11 protein-coding genes are annotated in these 14962 nt (G+C 69.7%); 6 read left to right on the forward strand and 5 right to left on the reverse strand.

From position 1 onward, the window contains the following. Window positions 1-69: 69 nt before the first annotated feature. The 3 genes from ACFU8Q_RS11355 to ACFU8Q_RS11365 all read right to left on the reverse strand — a co-directional run bounded on the left by ACFU8Q_RS11355 (window position 70) and on the right by ACFU8Q_RS11365 (window position 3854). Entirely contained in the window at window positions 70-1068 is a 999-nt protein-coding gene (locus tag ACFU8Q_RS11355) for a DNA-3-methyladenine glycosylase family protein (RefSeq protein WP_384451145.1), read from the reverse strand. 247 nt (window positions 1069-1315) lie between these two features. Beyond that, window positions 1316-2407, reverse strand: a complete 1092-nt coding sequence (locus ACFU8Q_RS11360) for a sugar phosphate nucleotidyltransferase (protein WP_384451147.1) — start codon at window positions 2405-2407, stop codon at window positions 1316-1318. A 79-nt stretch (window positions 2408-2486) separates the two neighbouring features. Continuing rightward, window positions 2487-3854: a peptidoglycan recognition protein gene (locus ACFU8Q_RS11365; protein ID WP_384451149.1), complete on the reverse strand. Its 1368-nt coding sequence runs from the start codon at window positions 3852-3854 to the stop codon at window positions 2487-2489. A gap of 137 nt (window positions 3855-3991) precedes the next feature. On the opposite strand from ACFU8Q_RS11365, the gene ACFU8Q_RS11370 reads away from it, so the two are divergent. From ACFU8Q_RS11370 to ACFU8Q_RS11385, 4 genes are all read left to right on the forward strand, one after another. Further along, window positions 3992-4744 carry a TIGR03089 family protein gene (locus ACFU8Q_RS11370; RefSeq protein ID WP_384451152.1) on the forward strand — a complete coding sequence of 251 codons (753 nt, stop codon included), beginning with the start codon at window positions 3992-3994 and terminating at the stop codon, window positions 4742-4744. A gap of 168 nt (window positions 4745-4912) precedes the next feature. Next, window positions 4913-6184, forward strand: coding sequence for an LCP family protein (locus tag ACFU8Q_RS11375; RefSeq protein ID WP_384451155.1), 1272 nt, complete (start codon window positions 4913-4915; stop codon window positions 6182-6184). A 223-nt stretch (window positions 6185-6407) separates the two neighbouring features. Continuing rightward, window positions 6408-8219 carry an LCP family protein gene (locus ACFU8Q_RS11380; protein WP_384451158.1) on the forward strand — a complete coding sequence of 604 codons (1812 nt, stop codon included), beginning with the start codon at window positions 6408-6410 and terminating at the stop codon, window positions 8217-8219. 49 nt (window positions 8220-8268) lie between these two features. Beyond that, window positions 8269-9948 carry an LCP family protein gene (locus tag ACFU8Q_RS11385; RefSeq protein WP_384451161.1) on the forward strand — a complete coding sequence of 560 codons (1680 nt, stop codon included), beginning with the start codon at window positions 8269-8271 and terminating at the stop codon, window positions 9946-9948. A 67-nt stretch (window positions 9949-10015) separates the two neighbouring features. Here the strand turns inward: ACFU8Q_RS11385 and ACFU8Q_RS11390 are convergent, their stop codons facing one another. After that, window positions 10016-11029: a glycosyltransferase family 2 protein gene (locus tag ACFU8Q_RS11390; protein ID WP_384451163.1), complete on the reverse strand. Its 1014-nt coding sequence runs from the start codon at window positions 11027-11029 to the stop codon at window positions 10016-10018. Window positions 11030-11306: 277 nt separating this feature from the next. Between ACFU8Q_RS11390 and ACFU8Q_RS11395 the strand changes: the two genes are divergently transcribed. Then, window positions 11307-12671, forward strand: coding sequence for an LCP family protein (locus tag ACFU8Q_RS11395; RefSeq protein ID WP_384451173.1), 1365 nt, complete (start codon window positions 11307-11309; stop codon window positions 12669-12671). 287 nt (window positions 12672-12958) lie between these two features. Here the strand turns inward: ACFU8Q_RS11395 and ACFU8Q_RS11400 are convergent, their stop codons facing one another. Beyond that, window positions 12959-13507, reverse strand: a complete 549-nt coding sequence (locus ACFU8Q_RS11400; protein ID WP_384451166.1) for an acyl-CoA thioesterase — start codon at window positions 13505-13507, stop codon at window positions 12959-12961. 119 nt (window positions 13508-13626) lie between these two features. Between ACFU8Q_RS11400 and ACFU8Q_RS11405 the strand changes: the two genes are divergently transcribed. Next, window positions 13627-14919 carry an LCP family protein gene (locus ACFU8Q_RS11405; RefSeq protein ID WP_384451168.1) on the forward strand — a complete coding sequence of 431 codons (1293 nt, stop codon included), beginning with the start codon at window positions 13627-13629 and terminating at the stop codon, window positions 14917-14919. Window positions 14920-14962 lie beyond the last annotated feature (43 nt).

The following is a 14962-nucleotide window of genomic DNA, read 5'->3' on the forward strand; positions in this document are numbered from 1 at the left end:
GCGTGCCAGGACGTGACCGCCCGATCGGAGGTCACCTGGCAGCCTCTGGGGGGCGGGGGCGCCTTCCCGTCACAGCCGGGCGATGTCGCCTCTGGTCATGCGTGGGGCTCGGCGGGGTGGGGTGTGGCCCGAGAGCAGGATGAGGCGGGTCGCCCGGTGGCGTTGGCCCTCGTAGGGGGTGAGGAGGGCCAGCATTTCCTCGTCGTCGGCATTTCTGTTGCCCGCCAGGGCGTGGCCGACGATGCCGGGGAGATGGAGATCGCCGACCGTGACCGCGTCCGCCGCGCCGTTCGAGCGCTGGAGGGTCTCGGCCGAGGTCCAGGGGCCGATGCCGGGGATCAGTTCCAGCCGGGCCATGGCCTCCGGGAGCTCCATGGCGGCCGCCTCCTCCAGCCGGCGGGCCACCCGTACCGCGCGCAGGATCGTGGCGGAGCGCTTGGCGTCGACACCCGCGCGATGCCATTCCCAGGACGGAATCAGGGACCAGGTGCGGGGGTCCGGCATGACGTGCAGGCCGAGGGCGGTGAACGCGGCCTCGTGCGCGGGGCCGGGTGCCGGGGTGCCGTGGGTGCGGACCAGGTAGCGCCAGGCACGGTAGGCCTCGTCCGTGGTGACCTTCTGTTCGAGGATCGACGGGATCAGGGACTCCATGACCAGGCCGGTGCGCAGCAGGCGCAGGCCGGGGCGGCTGTGCCGGGTCAGGGCGAGCAGCCGGTGGCGCGGGCGGAAGGCGTCCGGGTCGTCCGTCGCGCCGAGCAGTGTCGGCAGCTGGTCCAGCAGCCAGGGCGCGCCCGGTCCCCAGGCCGCCGCCTCGATCCGGCCGCCCCGGGCCGTGAGCCGGAGGGTGCCGGGGCCCGCGGGCGTGCGGCCGGCCCGCCAGACCGTGCCGTCCCGGGTCATCCGGAAGGTGGGGTCGGCGGGGCCCCGGCGCAACGGGCCGAGGACCAGGCGCAGGTCGAGCGGGCCGGGCGGGGTCCAGTCGCGGGTCAGCGCGTCCGTCGCCGGAGCCGCCGCCTGGTGCGGGACGGCCGCGCGAGGGGCACTGCGGGGTGCGAATCGTCCTGCCACGGTGAGGTCCTCGGTCGTCGGGGGTGCCTGTCGAGGGTAACGGCCTCTCCCGCGACGGCCTCTCCCGCGATGGAGAGTGGATCAGCGAGCGGTGTCGTGCGGCTTCGAATCCAAGGCGGAGGAGGGAAGCGACGCGGAGCGTCGTTGACCGACGACAACGCCGGAGGCGGAGTCGCAGGGCGCCGGGAGCCCGCTCTCCATCGCGGGTGAGGTCGTAAGCGCAGTGGCGGGTGCCCGGTTGTTCGTCCTACTCGTCGGACGAGAAGCGCACCGACGCGTCCGGCAGGATCGCCCCGCACCAGACACGGATGCCGGCGCGCAGTTCGTTGTCGGCGCCGACCTGCGCCCCGTCCCCGATGACCGCCCCCTCGATCACCGTACGCCTGCCGATCCGGGCACCGGCTCCGACCAGCGAGTCCGTGATCACGGCTCCCGGTTCGACGACCGCGCCGGCCAGGACCGCGGAGCCGTCGACCCGCGCGCCCTCGCCGATCAGGGCGCCCTCGCCGATGACCGTACCGCCGCTGAGTTTGGCGTCGGCGGCCACCGAGGCCGTCGGCAGGACGAGCCGGTCGCCGCACCGGCCGGGGACCGCCGGGGACGGGGCGTGGCCCAGGACGAGGTCGGCCGAGCCGCGTACGAAGGCCTGCGGGGTACCGAGGTCCAGCCAGTACGTGGAGTCGACCATGCCCTGGAGGTGTGCGCCGGAAGTGAGGAGTCCGGGGAAGGTCTCGCGCTCGACGGAGACCGGGCGGCCGGCCGGGATGGTGTCGATGACCGACCGGCGGAAGATGTACGCCCCCGCGTTGATCTGGTCGGTGACGATCTCCTCCGGCGTCTCGGGCTTCTCCAGGAACGCGATGACCCTGCCGGTGCCGTCCGTCGGTACGAGACCGAAGGCGCGCGGGTCCTCGACCCGGGTGAGGTGGAGGGAGACGTCCGCTCCGGAGGTGGTGTGCGAGGTGGCCAGCGCCCGGATGTCGAGGCCGGTGAGGATGTCGCCGTTGAAGACGAGCACCGGTTCGTCGGGGCCCGCGGTGAGCCGGGACGCGACGTTGCGTATCGCGCCGCCGGTACCGAGCGGTTCGCGTTCGGTGACGTACTCGATGTGGAGACCGAGCGACGAACCGTCCCCGAAGTACGGTTCGAAGACCTCCGCCAGGTACGACGTCGCGAGCACGATGTGCTCGACCCCGGCGGCCCGGGCACGCGCCAGCTGGTGGGTGAGGAACGGGACGCCCGCTGCCGGAACCATGGGCTTCGGTGTGTGCACCGTGAGCGGGCGCAGCCTGGTTCCCTTGCCGCCGACCAGGAGGATCGCTTCTCTTGCCTCTGTCACAGCGCTGACTCTGCTTCCTGGTGGGGCCTGGCCTGGTTTCGGCTGGTCAGTGTATGCAGACCGGTGCGGTCGTCCCCGGTCAGCGGCCCTGCAGCTGGGCCGAGGTGGTCCGGGCCGAGCCGAGCTTCTTGTAGAGACGCGCTCCGGGGCATTCGGTTGCGAAGCCGTCCCGGTGGCCGGAGATGACGTTGAGTTTGGCCTTCGTCCCCTTCTTGAACTTGTTCCCGCCGCCGGAGACGAGCGTGACCTTGCCCCGCGGGTCGGCTCCGAACAGGCCGAGCTTCCAGGCGGTGAGCTTCGCGACGGCGTTCACCGCGGCGGCGGGCGGGTTCGAGCTGGTGAAGGTGCCGAGCACGGCGATGCCCATGCTGTTGGTGTTGAAGCCGAGCGTGTGTGCTCCGAGAACGGGCTTCGTCACGCCTCCCGCCCGCCCTTCGTAGATGTTTCCGCACTTGTCGACGGCGAAGTTGTAGCCGATGTCGCGCCAGCCGCTGCTCTTGACGTGGTAGCGGTAGATGCCGCGCAGGACCGCGGGCGCCTGGGAGCACGTGTAGTTGTTGCCCGTGGCGCTGTGGTGGATGAACGCGGCTTTGACGCTCTTGGTGTACACGAAGGCGCGCTCCCGGAGCTTCTCGTCGGCGCCCCAGCCCTTGCGGGTGATGATGCGCGGGCGGGGCCCGATGTACGGCTGGGCGCCGGGCGCGAGTCCGGCCTCCGCCTCGCTGAGGGTCTCGGTCTCCTGCTTGCTCAGGGCGGGGAGCACGCTCGGTTCGAGCGGTGCGGTGCGTCCGTCGGCGTCGGAGATGTCGGCGGTGCCCCAGGCGTCTGCGGTGTCTGCCTCGGCGCCCGCTGCGGGGAGTTGCCGCGGGTCCTTTCCGGGGTCGACGAGTTCGAGGCGCAGGCCGGTGGGCAGCGGTACGGCGGGGGAGGTCCGGTCCTGCGGGTCGGAGGCCTCCGGGTGTACGCGAACCGCGACACCGTCCGATTCACCGACCCAGAGCGGGGCCGTGGAGCCGCGGACGGTGCCGGACTCGCGCTCCGCGGTCCCGGGGTCGGCGGCGTGCTCGGCGTTGTGCGTCTCCAGGTCCTGCCAGTCCGACCAGCGGGTGGTGCCGATGGCGCGGGTACGGACCTGGACGGTGCCGTGGAGTTCGGTGTCGACGTCGTTCCAGACGACACCGACCAGGGAGAACGGGCGGACCTCGCGTTCGAGCAGCCCTTGTTCGGCGACCTCGGCGGTCCGGGTGGGTTCGTCGGTGGTCCGGTCGGACTCTTCCGGCAGGGGCGACATCGGCAGGGACTGTGTCGAGCCCGGCACGTCGGAGGGCTCGGCGGACTCGGCAGGGGCGGTGGAGGTGTCGGCGGCGGCGCCCGCGGGCACGGCCGTCGGCAGTACGAGAACCGCCGCGCAGGTGACACCGATCGAAGATGCAATGAAGGCACGCATACGAACGATCCTGGTCATATATCGATACCTCCGGCTACCCGGGTATCTCCGTGCAATTGACGGCCCGTCTGTCCAACCGGTGTACCCCACGCCGGTCCGCCCCACCCGGCCCGGCGCCGCCGCGTACCCTTGCGCGGATGAACGCCACCGACCGCACCCCCGCCGACCTGCTGCGTTCCGCGCTCGCCACGGACCCGGCCCGCCCCTTGGTCACTTTCTACGACGACGCCACCGGAGAACGCGTCGAACTGTCGGTGGCCACCTTCGCCAATTGGGTGGCCAAGACCGCCAACCTCCTCCAGGGCGACCTCGCGGCGGAGCCCGGTGACCGGCTCGCCCTTCTGCTGCCCGCGCACTGGCAGTCCGCGGTGTGGCTGCTCGCCTGTTCCTCGGTCGGCGTGATCGCCGATGTGCAGGGCGACCCGGCCGGCGCCGACCTCGTCGTCAGCGGTCCGGACACGCTGGAGGCCGCGCGCGCCTGCCGCGGCGAGCGGGTCGCCCTGGCGCTGCGCCCGCTGGGCGGCAGGTTCCCGCAGACGCCCGAGGGTTTCGCGGACTACGCGGTCGAGGTGCCGAGCCAGGGCGACCGGTTCGCCCCGTTCGCCCCGGTGGACCCGGACGCCCCCGCGCTCGTGGTGGGCGGCGGCGAGCTGACCGCGGCGCAACTGGTGGCACGGGCCCGCGAGGATGCGGCCGCCCTCGGCCTGACCGCCGGGTCGCGGCTGCTGACGGGACGTACGTACGACACCTGGGAAGGCCTGAGCGCGGGGCTGTTCGCACCGCTGGCCGCCGGGGCTTCCGTGGTCCTGTGCCGGCACCTGGGACAGCTGGACGAGGACGGTCTCGCCAAGCGCGTGGAGAGTGAACGGGTCACCAACAGCGCGGTATGACACGCGCCCCGAGGATCACTCGTCCGGCCCACAGCGGGCCGAGTCCTCGGGGCTGCGCGTCAACTCCGGTACATCATCGCGGTACAGACCACTCGGAACACAACCAAGCGTGAGGTTCAGCCGTCTACTCCTGCGACCGGCGGCCCAGCGCGCCGCCGAACGTGAAGGATGGACGCAGACGTGAGCGAAAGCGGCGGACCGCCGGACGACTCCGACGACTCGGCTGCGGGCCAGGGCGCGTCGCAGGCCGGGGACGGCTCCGGCGCCGGTCCGGAGCCCCTCGCCGGACACAGGCACCACTGGCTTCGCTGGACCGCGCTCGGCGTCTCCCTCGTCGTCCTGGTCGCGGCGGGCGGCGGCTGGTGGCTGTACCGGAAGCTCGACGGCAACATCAGGACGGACACGTCCGCGGCGGCCGAACTCAAGGCGTACGAGCGGGAGCGGCCCGCCACCGTGGTGCACGACGCGGAGAACATCCTGCTCATCGGCTCCGACAGCCGGGCCGGTGACAACCGCGAGTACGGGCGTGACGACGGCGGCAGCCAGCGCTCCGACACCACGATCCTGCTGCACCTCGCCGCGGACCGGAAGAGCGTCACCGCGATGTCCCTGCCGCGCGATCTGATGGTGCAGATCCCGGTCTGTCACACGGCGGGCGGCAAGGCCACGAAGAAGCAATTCGCCCAGTTCAACTGGGCCTTCGAGTTCGGTGGCACCGCCTGCACGGTCCGTACGGTCGAGAAGCTGACCGGCGTCCGGATCGACCACCAGATGGTCGTCGACTTCAACGGCTTCAAGGACATGGTCGACGCCGTGGACGGTGTCGAGGTCTGCCTCAAGAAGCCGGTCGACGACCCCGACGCCCATCTGAAACTCCCCGCCGGACGCCAGAAGCTCGACGGCGAGCAGGCGCTGGGGTACGTACGGGCCCGCAAGTCCATCGGCAACGGCAGCGACACCGAACGGATGGACCGCCAGCAGCAGTTCCTGGGCGCGCTGGTCAACAAGGTGCAGAGCAACGGCGTACTGCTCAACCCGACCCGTCTCTACCCGGTGCTGGACGCGGCCACCAAGGCGCTGACCACGGACCCGGGTCTGGACACCCTCAAGGACCTGTACGAGCTGGTGCGCGGCCTGCGCGAAGTACCGACCGACAAGGTGCAATTCCTGACCGTGCCCCGGCAGCCGTACGCCGCCGACCCGAACCGGGACGAACTCGTCCAGCCCGACGCGGACCGGCTCTTCAAGCGGCTGCGTGAGGACGCCCCGGTCGCCGTCGTCCCCGCGGACCGGCTCAAGAACGACAAGGGCGGTGCGGATGACAACGAGAAGAACAACGGGAAAGACAATGCCCCGGCCGACACATCGGGCGCCGCGGGCCCAAGTCCCACACCGACCTATTCGGGCAACAACGCGGCGGCCGACCTGTGTAAGCAGTAAAGCAATTCCCAAGCAGAAGCCGGTGATCGGCGTGTAATGAGCAGAATGACCAGTTGTAAGGACCGTGGAATTTGTCACGCTCGTCGCTCGACGCCGAACTGGGCCGATAGTGTGACGCGATCCGGTGCTGCCGGCCGCCAGGCCGTGCACTTCTGGAGCGAAAGATCGAGCGCCTGATCGGGGGAGGCGCCTCGCGTGGCACCGACGGAGGACTCAAGCAACCGTGGATGCGCAAAGCCGTGGGCGGTCGAACGATATCGACCCCGCAGACCAGTGGGTTCTTAATCCGCACACAGGCGATTACGAACTGCGACTGAATAATTCCGGAGGGGATTCGGCCGGCGCTTCCCAGGCGTCGGGTCCGCGCATCCCGCGTCGCAGAGAGCCGGACCATGAAAGCAATGGCGGGCGCGGAAACACGTCCCGTGACGGCAGTGGCGAGCGCCGGGGACAGTCCCGGCGTGACGGGCAGGACTCCGGTCCGCGCCGCGAGGTGCCGGGGCAGCGCGGGCGCCGTTCGGCCAATGGCCCGCGCGGTCAGGAGAGTTCCGGCCGCGGTGATACGGCGGGCCGCCGCAGCCGCAAGGCCCCCAAGGCGCGCCGCAAGAAGGCGCTGCTGTGGACGGGCGGCACGATGGCCTTCGTACTCGTCGGCCTGTCGGTGGGCGGATACGCGCTCTACCAGCACTTCAACGGCAACCTGAACACCGTCGACGTCGGCAACGCCGGCAACAAGAACGTCATCACCGCCGACGCCCCGGTCAACATATTGATCATCGGGACCGACAAGCGCACCGGTAAGGGCAACGAGGGATACGGCGACAAGGGAAGTGTGGGCCACGCCGACACCAACATCCTCTTCCACGTCTCCAAGGACCGCACCAACGCGACGGCGCTCAGCATCCCCCGCGACATGATCACCAACATCCCGGACTGCACCACCAAGCAGCCGGACGGCTCGGAGAAGGTCATTCCGGGGACGCGGAACGTCCGCTTCAACACCAGCCTCGGCCAGGACGGCCGCGACCCGGGCTGCACCATGCGGACGGTCGAGGAGATCACCGGTCTGCGGCCCGACCACTTCATGATGTTCGACTTCAACGCGGTGAAGGAGCTGTCCACCGCGGTCGGCGGCGTCAAGATCTGTCTGGCCAAGCCGGTCAAGGACAAGGACTCGCACCTGGACCTGCCGGCGGGTGAGCACAAGATCCAGGGCGAGGACGCCCTGGCGTTCGTACGGACCCGGCACAGCTTCGGCAACGAGAGCGATCTGGACCGGATCAAGGTCCAGCAGCAGTTCATCGCCTCGATGATCCGGCAGATGCAGTCGGACGACACCCTGACCAGCCCGACCAAGCTGTTCAAGCTGGCGGACGCGGCGACCAGTGCGCTCACCGTGGACACCGGCATCGGTACACCGAAGAAGCTGGCCTCGCTGGCCCAGGAACTCGGCAAGGTCAACACCAAGAACATCACCTTTACGACGGTGCCGGTGCTGGACAACCCGGCCGAGAAGGTCCGTGCCACCGTCATACTGGACACGGCCAAGGCCGACCCGCTGTTCGCCATGATGCGCGAGGACACCTCGCTCACCGAGGTGAAGGCGCAGAAGAAGGCCGCGAAGAGCAAGCAGGACGCGCTCCTCAAGGGCACCAAGGCCGCCGCGGCCGACGTACGTGTCGATGTGTACAACGGCGGCAAGATCCCCGGTGCCGCGCAGGCGACAGTCACCTGGCTGCAGAACAACCAGGGCGTGCTCAAGTCGACGAACAAGGCCAACGCCCCGGCGAAGATCGACAAGACGACGCTGGAGTACGCACCGAACCAGGCGGACCAGGCCCGTGCGCTGGCCGCCATGATGGGCCTGCCCGGCTCGGCCCTGAAGCAGGGCACCACGGACGCCGAGGGGCTCCAGGCGATGGTGCTGACCCTGGGCTCCGACTTCAAGGGAGCGGGCATCCCCATCACGGGGCCGGCAAAGGTGCCGGACGGCATTCAGCAGGCAAACGCCGACAAGGCAGAGTGCGCCAAGTGACACCGGGTCACCACGCCAAACCACGAGTCTTAGCAGCAGGGGGGTCCTGGTGGGACGGAGCAGTACACCTGGGGAGGGGACGCGACCACGCGTCCGGCACGCCGGCCAACTCGGCTGGGACGACGGGCTCTACGAGGATGCCCCGGAGAAGGGCCCGGACTCCGGCGCGGACGGCCGCCGGCCCGCCCCGGCGGACAGTGGCCATCGCAAGGGCGGGGCGAAGCGGCACGGCAAGAAGGGCAAGCGCCGCGTGCTGCGCTGGGTCGCCTCGGTCCTCTCGCTCGTCATAATCGGCGGCGCCGTCGCCGGATACCTCTATATCGAGCACCTCAACGGGAACCTCAAGAAGGAGGACCTGACGCTCGGCGACAAGAAGATGGCCGACCACAAGGCCAACGCCGCCGGTCAGACCCCGATGAACATCCTGCTCATCGGCTCGGACGCGCGGGACTCCAAGGAGAACCAGAAGCTCGGCGGGGCCAAGGACACCTTCGGGGGGCCGCCCCTGGCCGACGTACAGATGCTGCTCCACCTCTCCGCCGACCGCAGCAACATGTCGGTGATCAGCATGCCGCGCGACACGCTGCTGAAGATCCCGAAGTGCACCGATCCGAAGACGAAACACGTCTACCCCGCGACCACCGGCCTGGCGATGACCAACGAGACGCTCGGCCGCGGCGGTCCCGGGTGCACCGTGGCCACCTGGTACGAGCTCACCGGCATCACCATCGACCACTTCATGATGATCGACTTCGCCGGTGTGGTCTCGATGGCCGACGCGATCGGCGGCGTCCCGGTCTGCGTCAAGGGCAACGTCTACTCCCGCACGAGGGAGGGCAAGGGCTCCGGGCTGAAGCTGGAGAAGGGCACCACGAAGATCAAGGGCAAGCAGGCACTCCAGTGGCTGCGGACCCGCTACGGCTTCGAGGACGGCACCGACCTCGGCCGCACCCACGCCCAGCACATGTACATGAACTCGATGGTCCGCGAGCTGCGCAAGGGCACCAAGCTCACCGACCCGGGCAAGCTGATGGACCTCGCCGAGGCGGCAACCGATGCGCTGACGGTCGACAAGGGCGACAAGGGCCTCGGCAGTGTCAAGAAGCTGTACGACCTCGCGGGCGAGCTCAAGAAGGTGCCCACCAAGCGCATCACGATGACGACGATGCCGAACGTCTACGGGACGGGCGTGTACAAGGAGCGGGTCCTCCCGAAGCCCGTCGACGCCGATCAGCTGTTCCAGATGGTCCGCGACGACGTCCCGCTCGACGGCAAGACGTCCAAGCGCAAGACCCCGGTCGCCAAGGAGCCGACGTCGCCGGTCGCCGAGATCCCGGTCAGCGTCCGCAACGGAACCCGCACCGACACCGAGTACCCGGTCAAGGGCCGCGCCACAGCGGTCCAGGGCCTGCTGGCCGGGAAGGGCTTCACCCAGGCCGCAGTCGACAAGCAGAACACCGACGCGGCGGCACGGACCGGGGTGCTGTTCCCCAGCGTGGACATGGAGGGCAATGCCCAGGCCGTGGCCAAGGCACTCGGTATTCCGCTGACGGCGGTGAAGAAGTCGACCGCGGTCTCCGGCATCACGCTGACCGTGGGGGCCGACTGGCGCGAGGACGGGGACTATTCCGCGCCAAGCGCCGCGGAGAAGACCCCGGAGAGCGCCCGCGCCCTGAACGGTGACGACGAGGGGGCCTGCATGGACATCCAGCCGGGCTTCGGCTGGTAGCGCCGGACCGACAACACACAGTGGGGGCCTTCCGACGCGTCGGAAGGCCCCCACACCGTGTCGGCGGCTATACGGTGACGGCCGGGCGTCGGCTGGCGATGACCTTCTTCGCCAGCGAGCGCGGGCTGGTCAGGAAGCCGTACCCCCATGACATGTGCATCGTCGCGAGGGCCACCGGGATCTGGGCCCGCGCCTTCAGTGACAGGCCCTTGCCCGCCGGGAGGGACCCGGCGACGATCGCCGCGACGTATCCGGCGGGAACGACGAACGCCCACGGGGTGACGGCCGCACCCGCCACGATGCCCGCCGCGATCGCGCAGACGGCGGTCGGCGGTGCCAGGTAGCGCAGGTTGATCGAGCCGGAGTGGTAGCGGGCGACGACGTGCCGCCAGCGGCCGTAGTCCTTGTACTGCTTGGCGAGCGCCCTGACCGAGGGCCGCGGCCGGTACTGCACCTTCAGCTCGGGCGAGAACCAGATCAGACCGCCCGCCTCGCGGATGCGGAAGTTCAGCTCCCAGTCCTGGGCGCGGATGAACTCCACGTTGTAGCCGTCCGCCTTCTCCAGGGCCTCGCGGCGGAAGACACCGAGATACACGGTCTCCGCCGGACCCGCCTGGCCTCCGGTGTGGAAAGCCGCGTTGCCGACGCCGATCTTCGACGTCATGGCCGCGGCCACGGCGTCCTCCCAGGCGTTCTCGCCCTCGGCGTGCATGATGCCCCCGACGTTCTGCGCACCCGTCTCCTCCAGGAGACGGACGGCTGTCGCGATGTAGTTCGGCGAGAGCATGCCGTGACCGTCGACGCGCACGACTATGGGGTGGCGGGAAGCCTTGATCGCGGCGTTGAGGGCGGCGGGGGTGCGGCCGGTCGGGTTCGGGACGGTGTGCACCCGGGGGTCCTCCCGCACCAGCTCCGCGGCGATCTCGTCCGTACGGTCCGTTGACGGGCCCAGCGCGATCACCACCTCCATCTCACCTGCGTACTCCTGCTCCAGGATGTGCCGGACGGAGTTCCTGAGATGGCGTTCCTCATTGAGCACCGGCATGATCACGGAGACGGCGGGGTGCTGCGCGGCAGACATGGTGGTCCTCGGGTGGTCCTCGGGGGCGCCAGGGGTTCACACCCCACCAGGCGTCGATATTCGGCCGCCACGTTACCGCGAATGGGGGACACGGGCGCGCGCCACCGGGTCGCGTCCCGGAGTGCAGATCATATGGACCTACTGTGCGAACGGTCCCCCTTGCACCACGGAGGTTCCCCCCGTGCCCAGGCCTCAGCCCTCCCCCCGTTCGCCGCGCTCCCGCGCAGTTCCGCCGCAGCGCAAGTCCAGAAGGCAGGGCGAGCGGACCCGCTGGGGCATGCGGGTGGTGACCGGTATCTCCGTGCTGGTACTCGGGGCCGGCGGGATCGGCCACGCGGTGGTGACCAGTCTGGAGACCGGGATCGACCGGATCGACCCGTTCAAGGACATGAAGAACCGGCCCCCGGCCGGTCACGGCATGAATCTGCTGCTGGTGGGCACCGACAGCCGCGACCGGATCACCCCGGAGGAGAAGGCGAGGTACCGGCTGGGCGGTACGCCGTGCAACTGCACCGACACCCTCATGCTGGTGCATCTGTCGGCGGACAAGGAGCGCGCGAGCATCGTCTCGCTGCCCCGCGACAGCTACGCCGAGGTCCCCGAGCACAAGGACCGCAACACCGGCGCGACGCACGCCGCCCACGCGCTGAAGCTGAACGCCGCCTACTCCGAGGGCGGGCCCGGTCTGACCGTGCGGACCGTCGAGCAACTGACGGGCATCAAGATCGACCACTACCTGGAGGTCGACTTCACCAGCTTCATGAAGACGGTCGACACCCTGGGCGGGGTGCAGATCTGCACGGCCCGGCCGCTGAAGGACTCGTACACCGGTCTCGACCTCACCGCGGGCACCCATGAGCTGAACGGCGGGCAGGCGCTCCAGTACGTACGCTCCCGGCACGTCGACGGGGCCGCCGACCTGGGCCGGATGCAGCGCCAGCAGAAGTTCCTCGCCTCACTGATCAAGCAGGCCACCAGCAGTGGTGTGTTGCTGAACCCGGTGAAGTTCCGGGACGTCGCCTCGACGATGCTGAGCTCGGTCCGGGCCGACACAGGGTTCGGTACGGAGCAGATGCTGGAGCTCGGCCAGGCGATGCGTGGCTTCTCCCCCGCCTCGTCCGAGTTCACCTCCGTGCCGCTGGGGAACGTCGCGTACCCGGTCAAGGGAGTCGGCTCCACGGTCAAGTGGGACGAGGCGAAGTCGAAGAAGCTCTTCCGGGCGCTGCGCGACGACCGGCCGCTCTCCCCGGAGCGGCCCAGCGGACCGCAGGCCGTACAGGTCGATGTCGCCCCACAGCAGATCCGGGTCCAGGTCTACAACGGGACCCCGAAGGACGGTCTCGGCAAGGCGGTCGACGAGGGGCTGCACGCCACCGGTTTCGCCACCACGCGCGCCCCGCTGAACGGGGAGCCGCGCAATCTCGCGCACACGCTGATCACGTACGACCCCCGCTGGGACCAGTCCGCGAAGTCCCTGGCGGGCGCGTTGCCCGGGGCCGAGCTGCGGGCGGTGCGGGGGCAGGGCCCCCTGATGAAGGTGACGGCGGGCGCGGACTTCGAGAAGGTACGGCGGGTGCGGGGCAAGGAGACGCGCCGGGGAGAATTCGGCGCGGTCACGGGCGACCAGGTGGCCTGCCCGTGATCGCGGGCTGATCCGGCTCGATTCGGCCCGGCAGTGTGTCCGGGCGTCCTGGCTCTCGTTCGGATCACGCCAGGCTCGCGTGTCCCGGCATGATCCGGCCCGGCCAAGATCTTCAGCGCCCTCCTAAGGGCTGTCCCGTAGTCCCTGGTGGATCAGCGCGCGGCGTCAGATGCGGTGCATCGCAAGGCGGAGGGGCGCTCGCATACTGGCTGTATTCGGGCGTTCCGACAACGCGGCGAGGTGCCGTAGCTGTCGTCGTGCGCCCGCCAGGGATGACGGGACAGCCCTTAGTCGTCTATGCCGTCGGCCACGCGCTTCTCGCGCAGTTCCTTGATCGCGCGGCGTCGGGCGAGGCGGTGGGTGCGCCGGATCTGCGCCTCCTGGTAGCGCCGCTTGTCCCGCTCGGTCTCCGGTATCACCGGCGGTACGCGGCGCGGCTTGCCGTCCGCGTCGACCGCGGCGAACACCAGGTACGCGCTGCCGACCTGCTGGGCAGGGGTGGATTCGTTCCACCGCTCGGCCATGACGCGGACGCCGACCTCCATCGAGGACCGGCCGGTCCAGTTCACCTGGGCGCGGACGTGAACGAGGTCACCGACGCGAACCGGCTCCAGGAAGACCATCTCGTCCATCGAGGCCGTCACCGCGGGTCCGCCGGAGTGCCGGCCGGCCACGGCGCCCGCCGCGTCGTCGACCAGCTTCATGATCACGCCGCCGTGCACCGTACCCAGCAGATTGGTGTCGCTGCCGGTCATGATGTGGCTGAGGGTGGTCCGGGAAGCGGCGGTCGACTTGCCCGGAATATCGCCCTCCGGGTGCGGGGCCTGATCTGTCATACCGTCCACCTTATGCGGGGGCTTCCGTCCCGCTGCAATGCATCAGCTTCGCAACAGCCCTGATGCGATTTCCCGTACACCCTGTAAGAGCGGTGCGCCCGGCCTGCACACTGGATCGTATGAACGATTGGCCCGAGGGCTGGACCGACGACAACCGCAGCGGCAACCGCTACGGGCAAGGCAGCGACAGCGACCGGCCCGAGGGCGCCCGCGTGATGCGGCACGTCCAACGGCGTCCCGCGCCGCCGCAGCAGCGCCCCGCACCGCCCCGGCAGCGCCAACCGGAGCCGCCGCAGTATTCCGGCGGCTACGACGACAGAGCCGGGTACGACAGCAGTTACAACACGGGCCAGGTCTACGGCGGCGGTGGCGGCGGGGGCAACGGTCACGGCGGCGGCCGGGGCGACGGCGGTTACATCCAGGGGCGCCCCGCGCCCAACTGGGGCCGCCGCATAAAGATAGGCACGCTGTCCCTGGTCGTCGTGGTGCTCGCGGTCTCCATAGGCACGTACTTCTGGGCCGACTCCAAGCTCAAGCGCGAGGTGGACCTCTCCAAGGTCATCGAGCGGCCGAAGGCCGGCGACGGCACCAACTACCTGATCGTCGGTTCCGACAGCCGCGAGGGCATGACGGCCGCGGACAAGAAGAAGCTCCACACCGGCTCCGCCGCGGGCAAGCGGACCGACTCGATGATGATCCTCCACGACGGGTCGAACGGGCCGACGCTCGTCTCCCTGCCCCGTGACTCGAACGTCGAGATCCCCTCCTTCAAGGGCTCCGACTCCGGCAAGCTCTACCCGGGCCGCGGCCGCTTCACCAAGCTGAACGCCGCGTACGCCATGGACGGCCCCGAACTCCTCGTCCGTACCGTCGAGTTCAACACCGGACTGCACATCGACCACTACGTCGAGATCGGCTTCGGCGGCTTCGCCAAGATCGTGGACGCGATCGGCGGGGTGGAGCTGGACATCCCCAAGGGGTTCAAGGACAAGAATTCCGGCGCCGACTTCAAGGCGGGCAAGCAGACGCTGAACGGCGAGCAGTCGCTGGCCTTCGTCCGCACCCGGTACGCGTTCGCCGAATCGGACCTGGCCCGTACGAAGAACCAGCAGAAGTTCCTCGCGGCGCTGGCGAGCCAGACGGCGACGCCGTCCACGATCCTCAACCCGTTCAAGCTGTACCCGACGATGGGCGCCGGCCTGGACACCCTGATCGTGGACAAGGACATGTCGCTCTGGTCCCTGGCGCAGATGTTCTTCGCCATGAAGGGCGTCACGGGCGGTGACGGTGTGTCGATGAACATGCCGATCTCCGGCTCCACCGGCGGCAATCTGGTCTGGGACAAGGCCAAGGTCAAGCAGTTGGTGGAACAGCTCAACAACGACGAGAAGGTCACCGTCACCGGTAACTGACGGCAGGCAGCAGGCACGAGCAGGGCCCGGACGGTTCGCCGTC

It is taken from the genome of Streptomyces sp. NPDC057543 (genome assembly GCF_042801895.1).
Classification (GTDB): Bacteria; Actinomycetota; Actinomycetes; order Streptomycetales; family Streptomycetaceae; genus Streptomyces.

Bases quoted from the DNA above. Each gene is read 5' to 3' on its own strand.
- ACFU8Q_RS11365 (WP_384451149.1), bottom strand. From the start codon at position 3,854: ATGCGTGCCTTCATTGCATCTTCGATCGGTGTCACCTGCGCGGCGGTT.
- ACFU8Q_RS11370 (WP_384451152.1), top strand. From the start codon at position 3,992: ATGAACGCCACCGACCGCACCCCCGCCGACCTGCTGCGTTCCGCGCTC.
- ACFU8Q_RS11375 (WP_384451155.1), top strand. From the start codon at position 4,913: ATGGACGCAGACGTGAGCGAAAGCGGCGGACCGCCGGACGACTCCGAC.
- ACFU8Q_RS11390 (WP_384451163.1), bottom strand. From the start codon at position 11,029: ATGTCTGCCGCGCAGCACCCCGCCGTCTCCGTGATCATGCCGGTGCTC.
- ACFU8Q_RS11395 (WP_384451173.1), top strand. From the start codon at position 11,307: ATGCGGGTGGTGACCGGTATCTCCGTGCTGGTACTCGGGGCCGGCGGG.
- ACFU8Q_RS11400 (WP_384451166.1), bottom strand. From the start codon at position 13,507: ATGACAGATCAGGCCCCGCACCCGGAGGGCGATATTCCGGGCAAGTCG.
- ACFU8Q_RS11405 (WP_384451168.1), top strand. From the start codon at position 13,627: ATGAACGATTGGCCCGAGGGCTGGACCGACGACAACCGCAGCGGCAAC.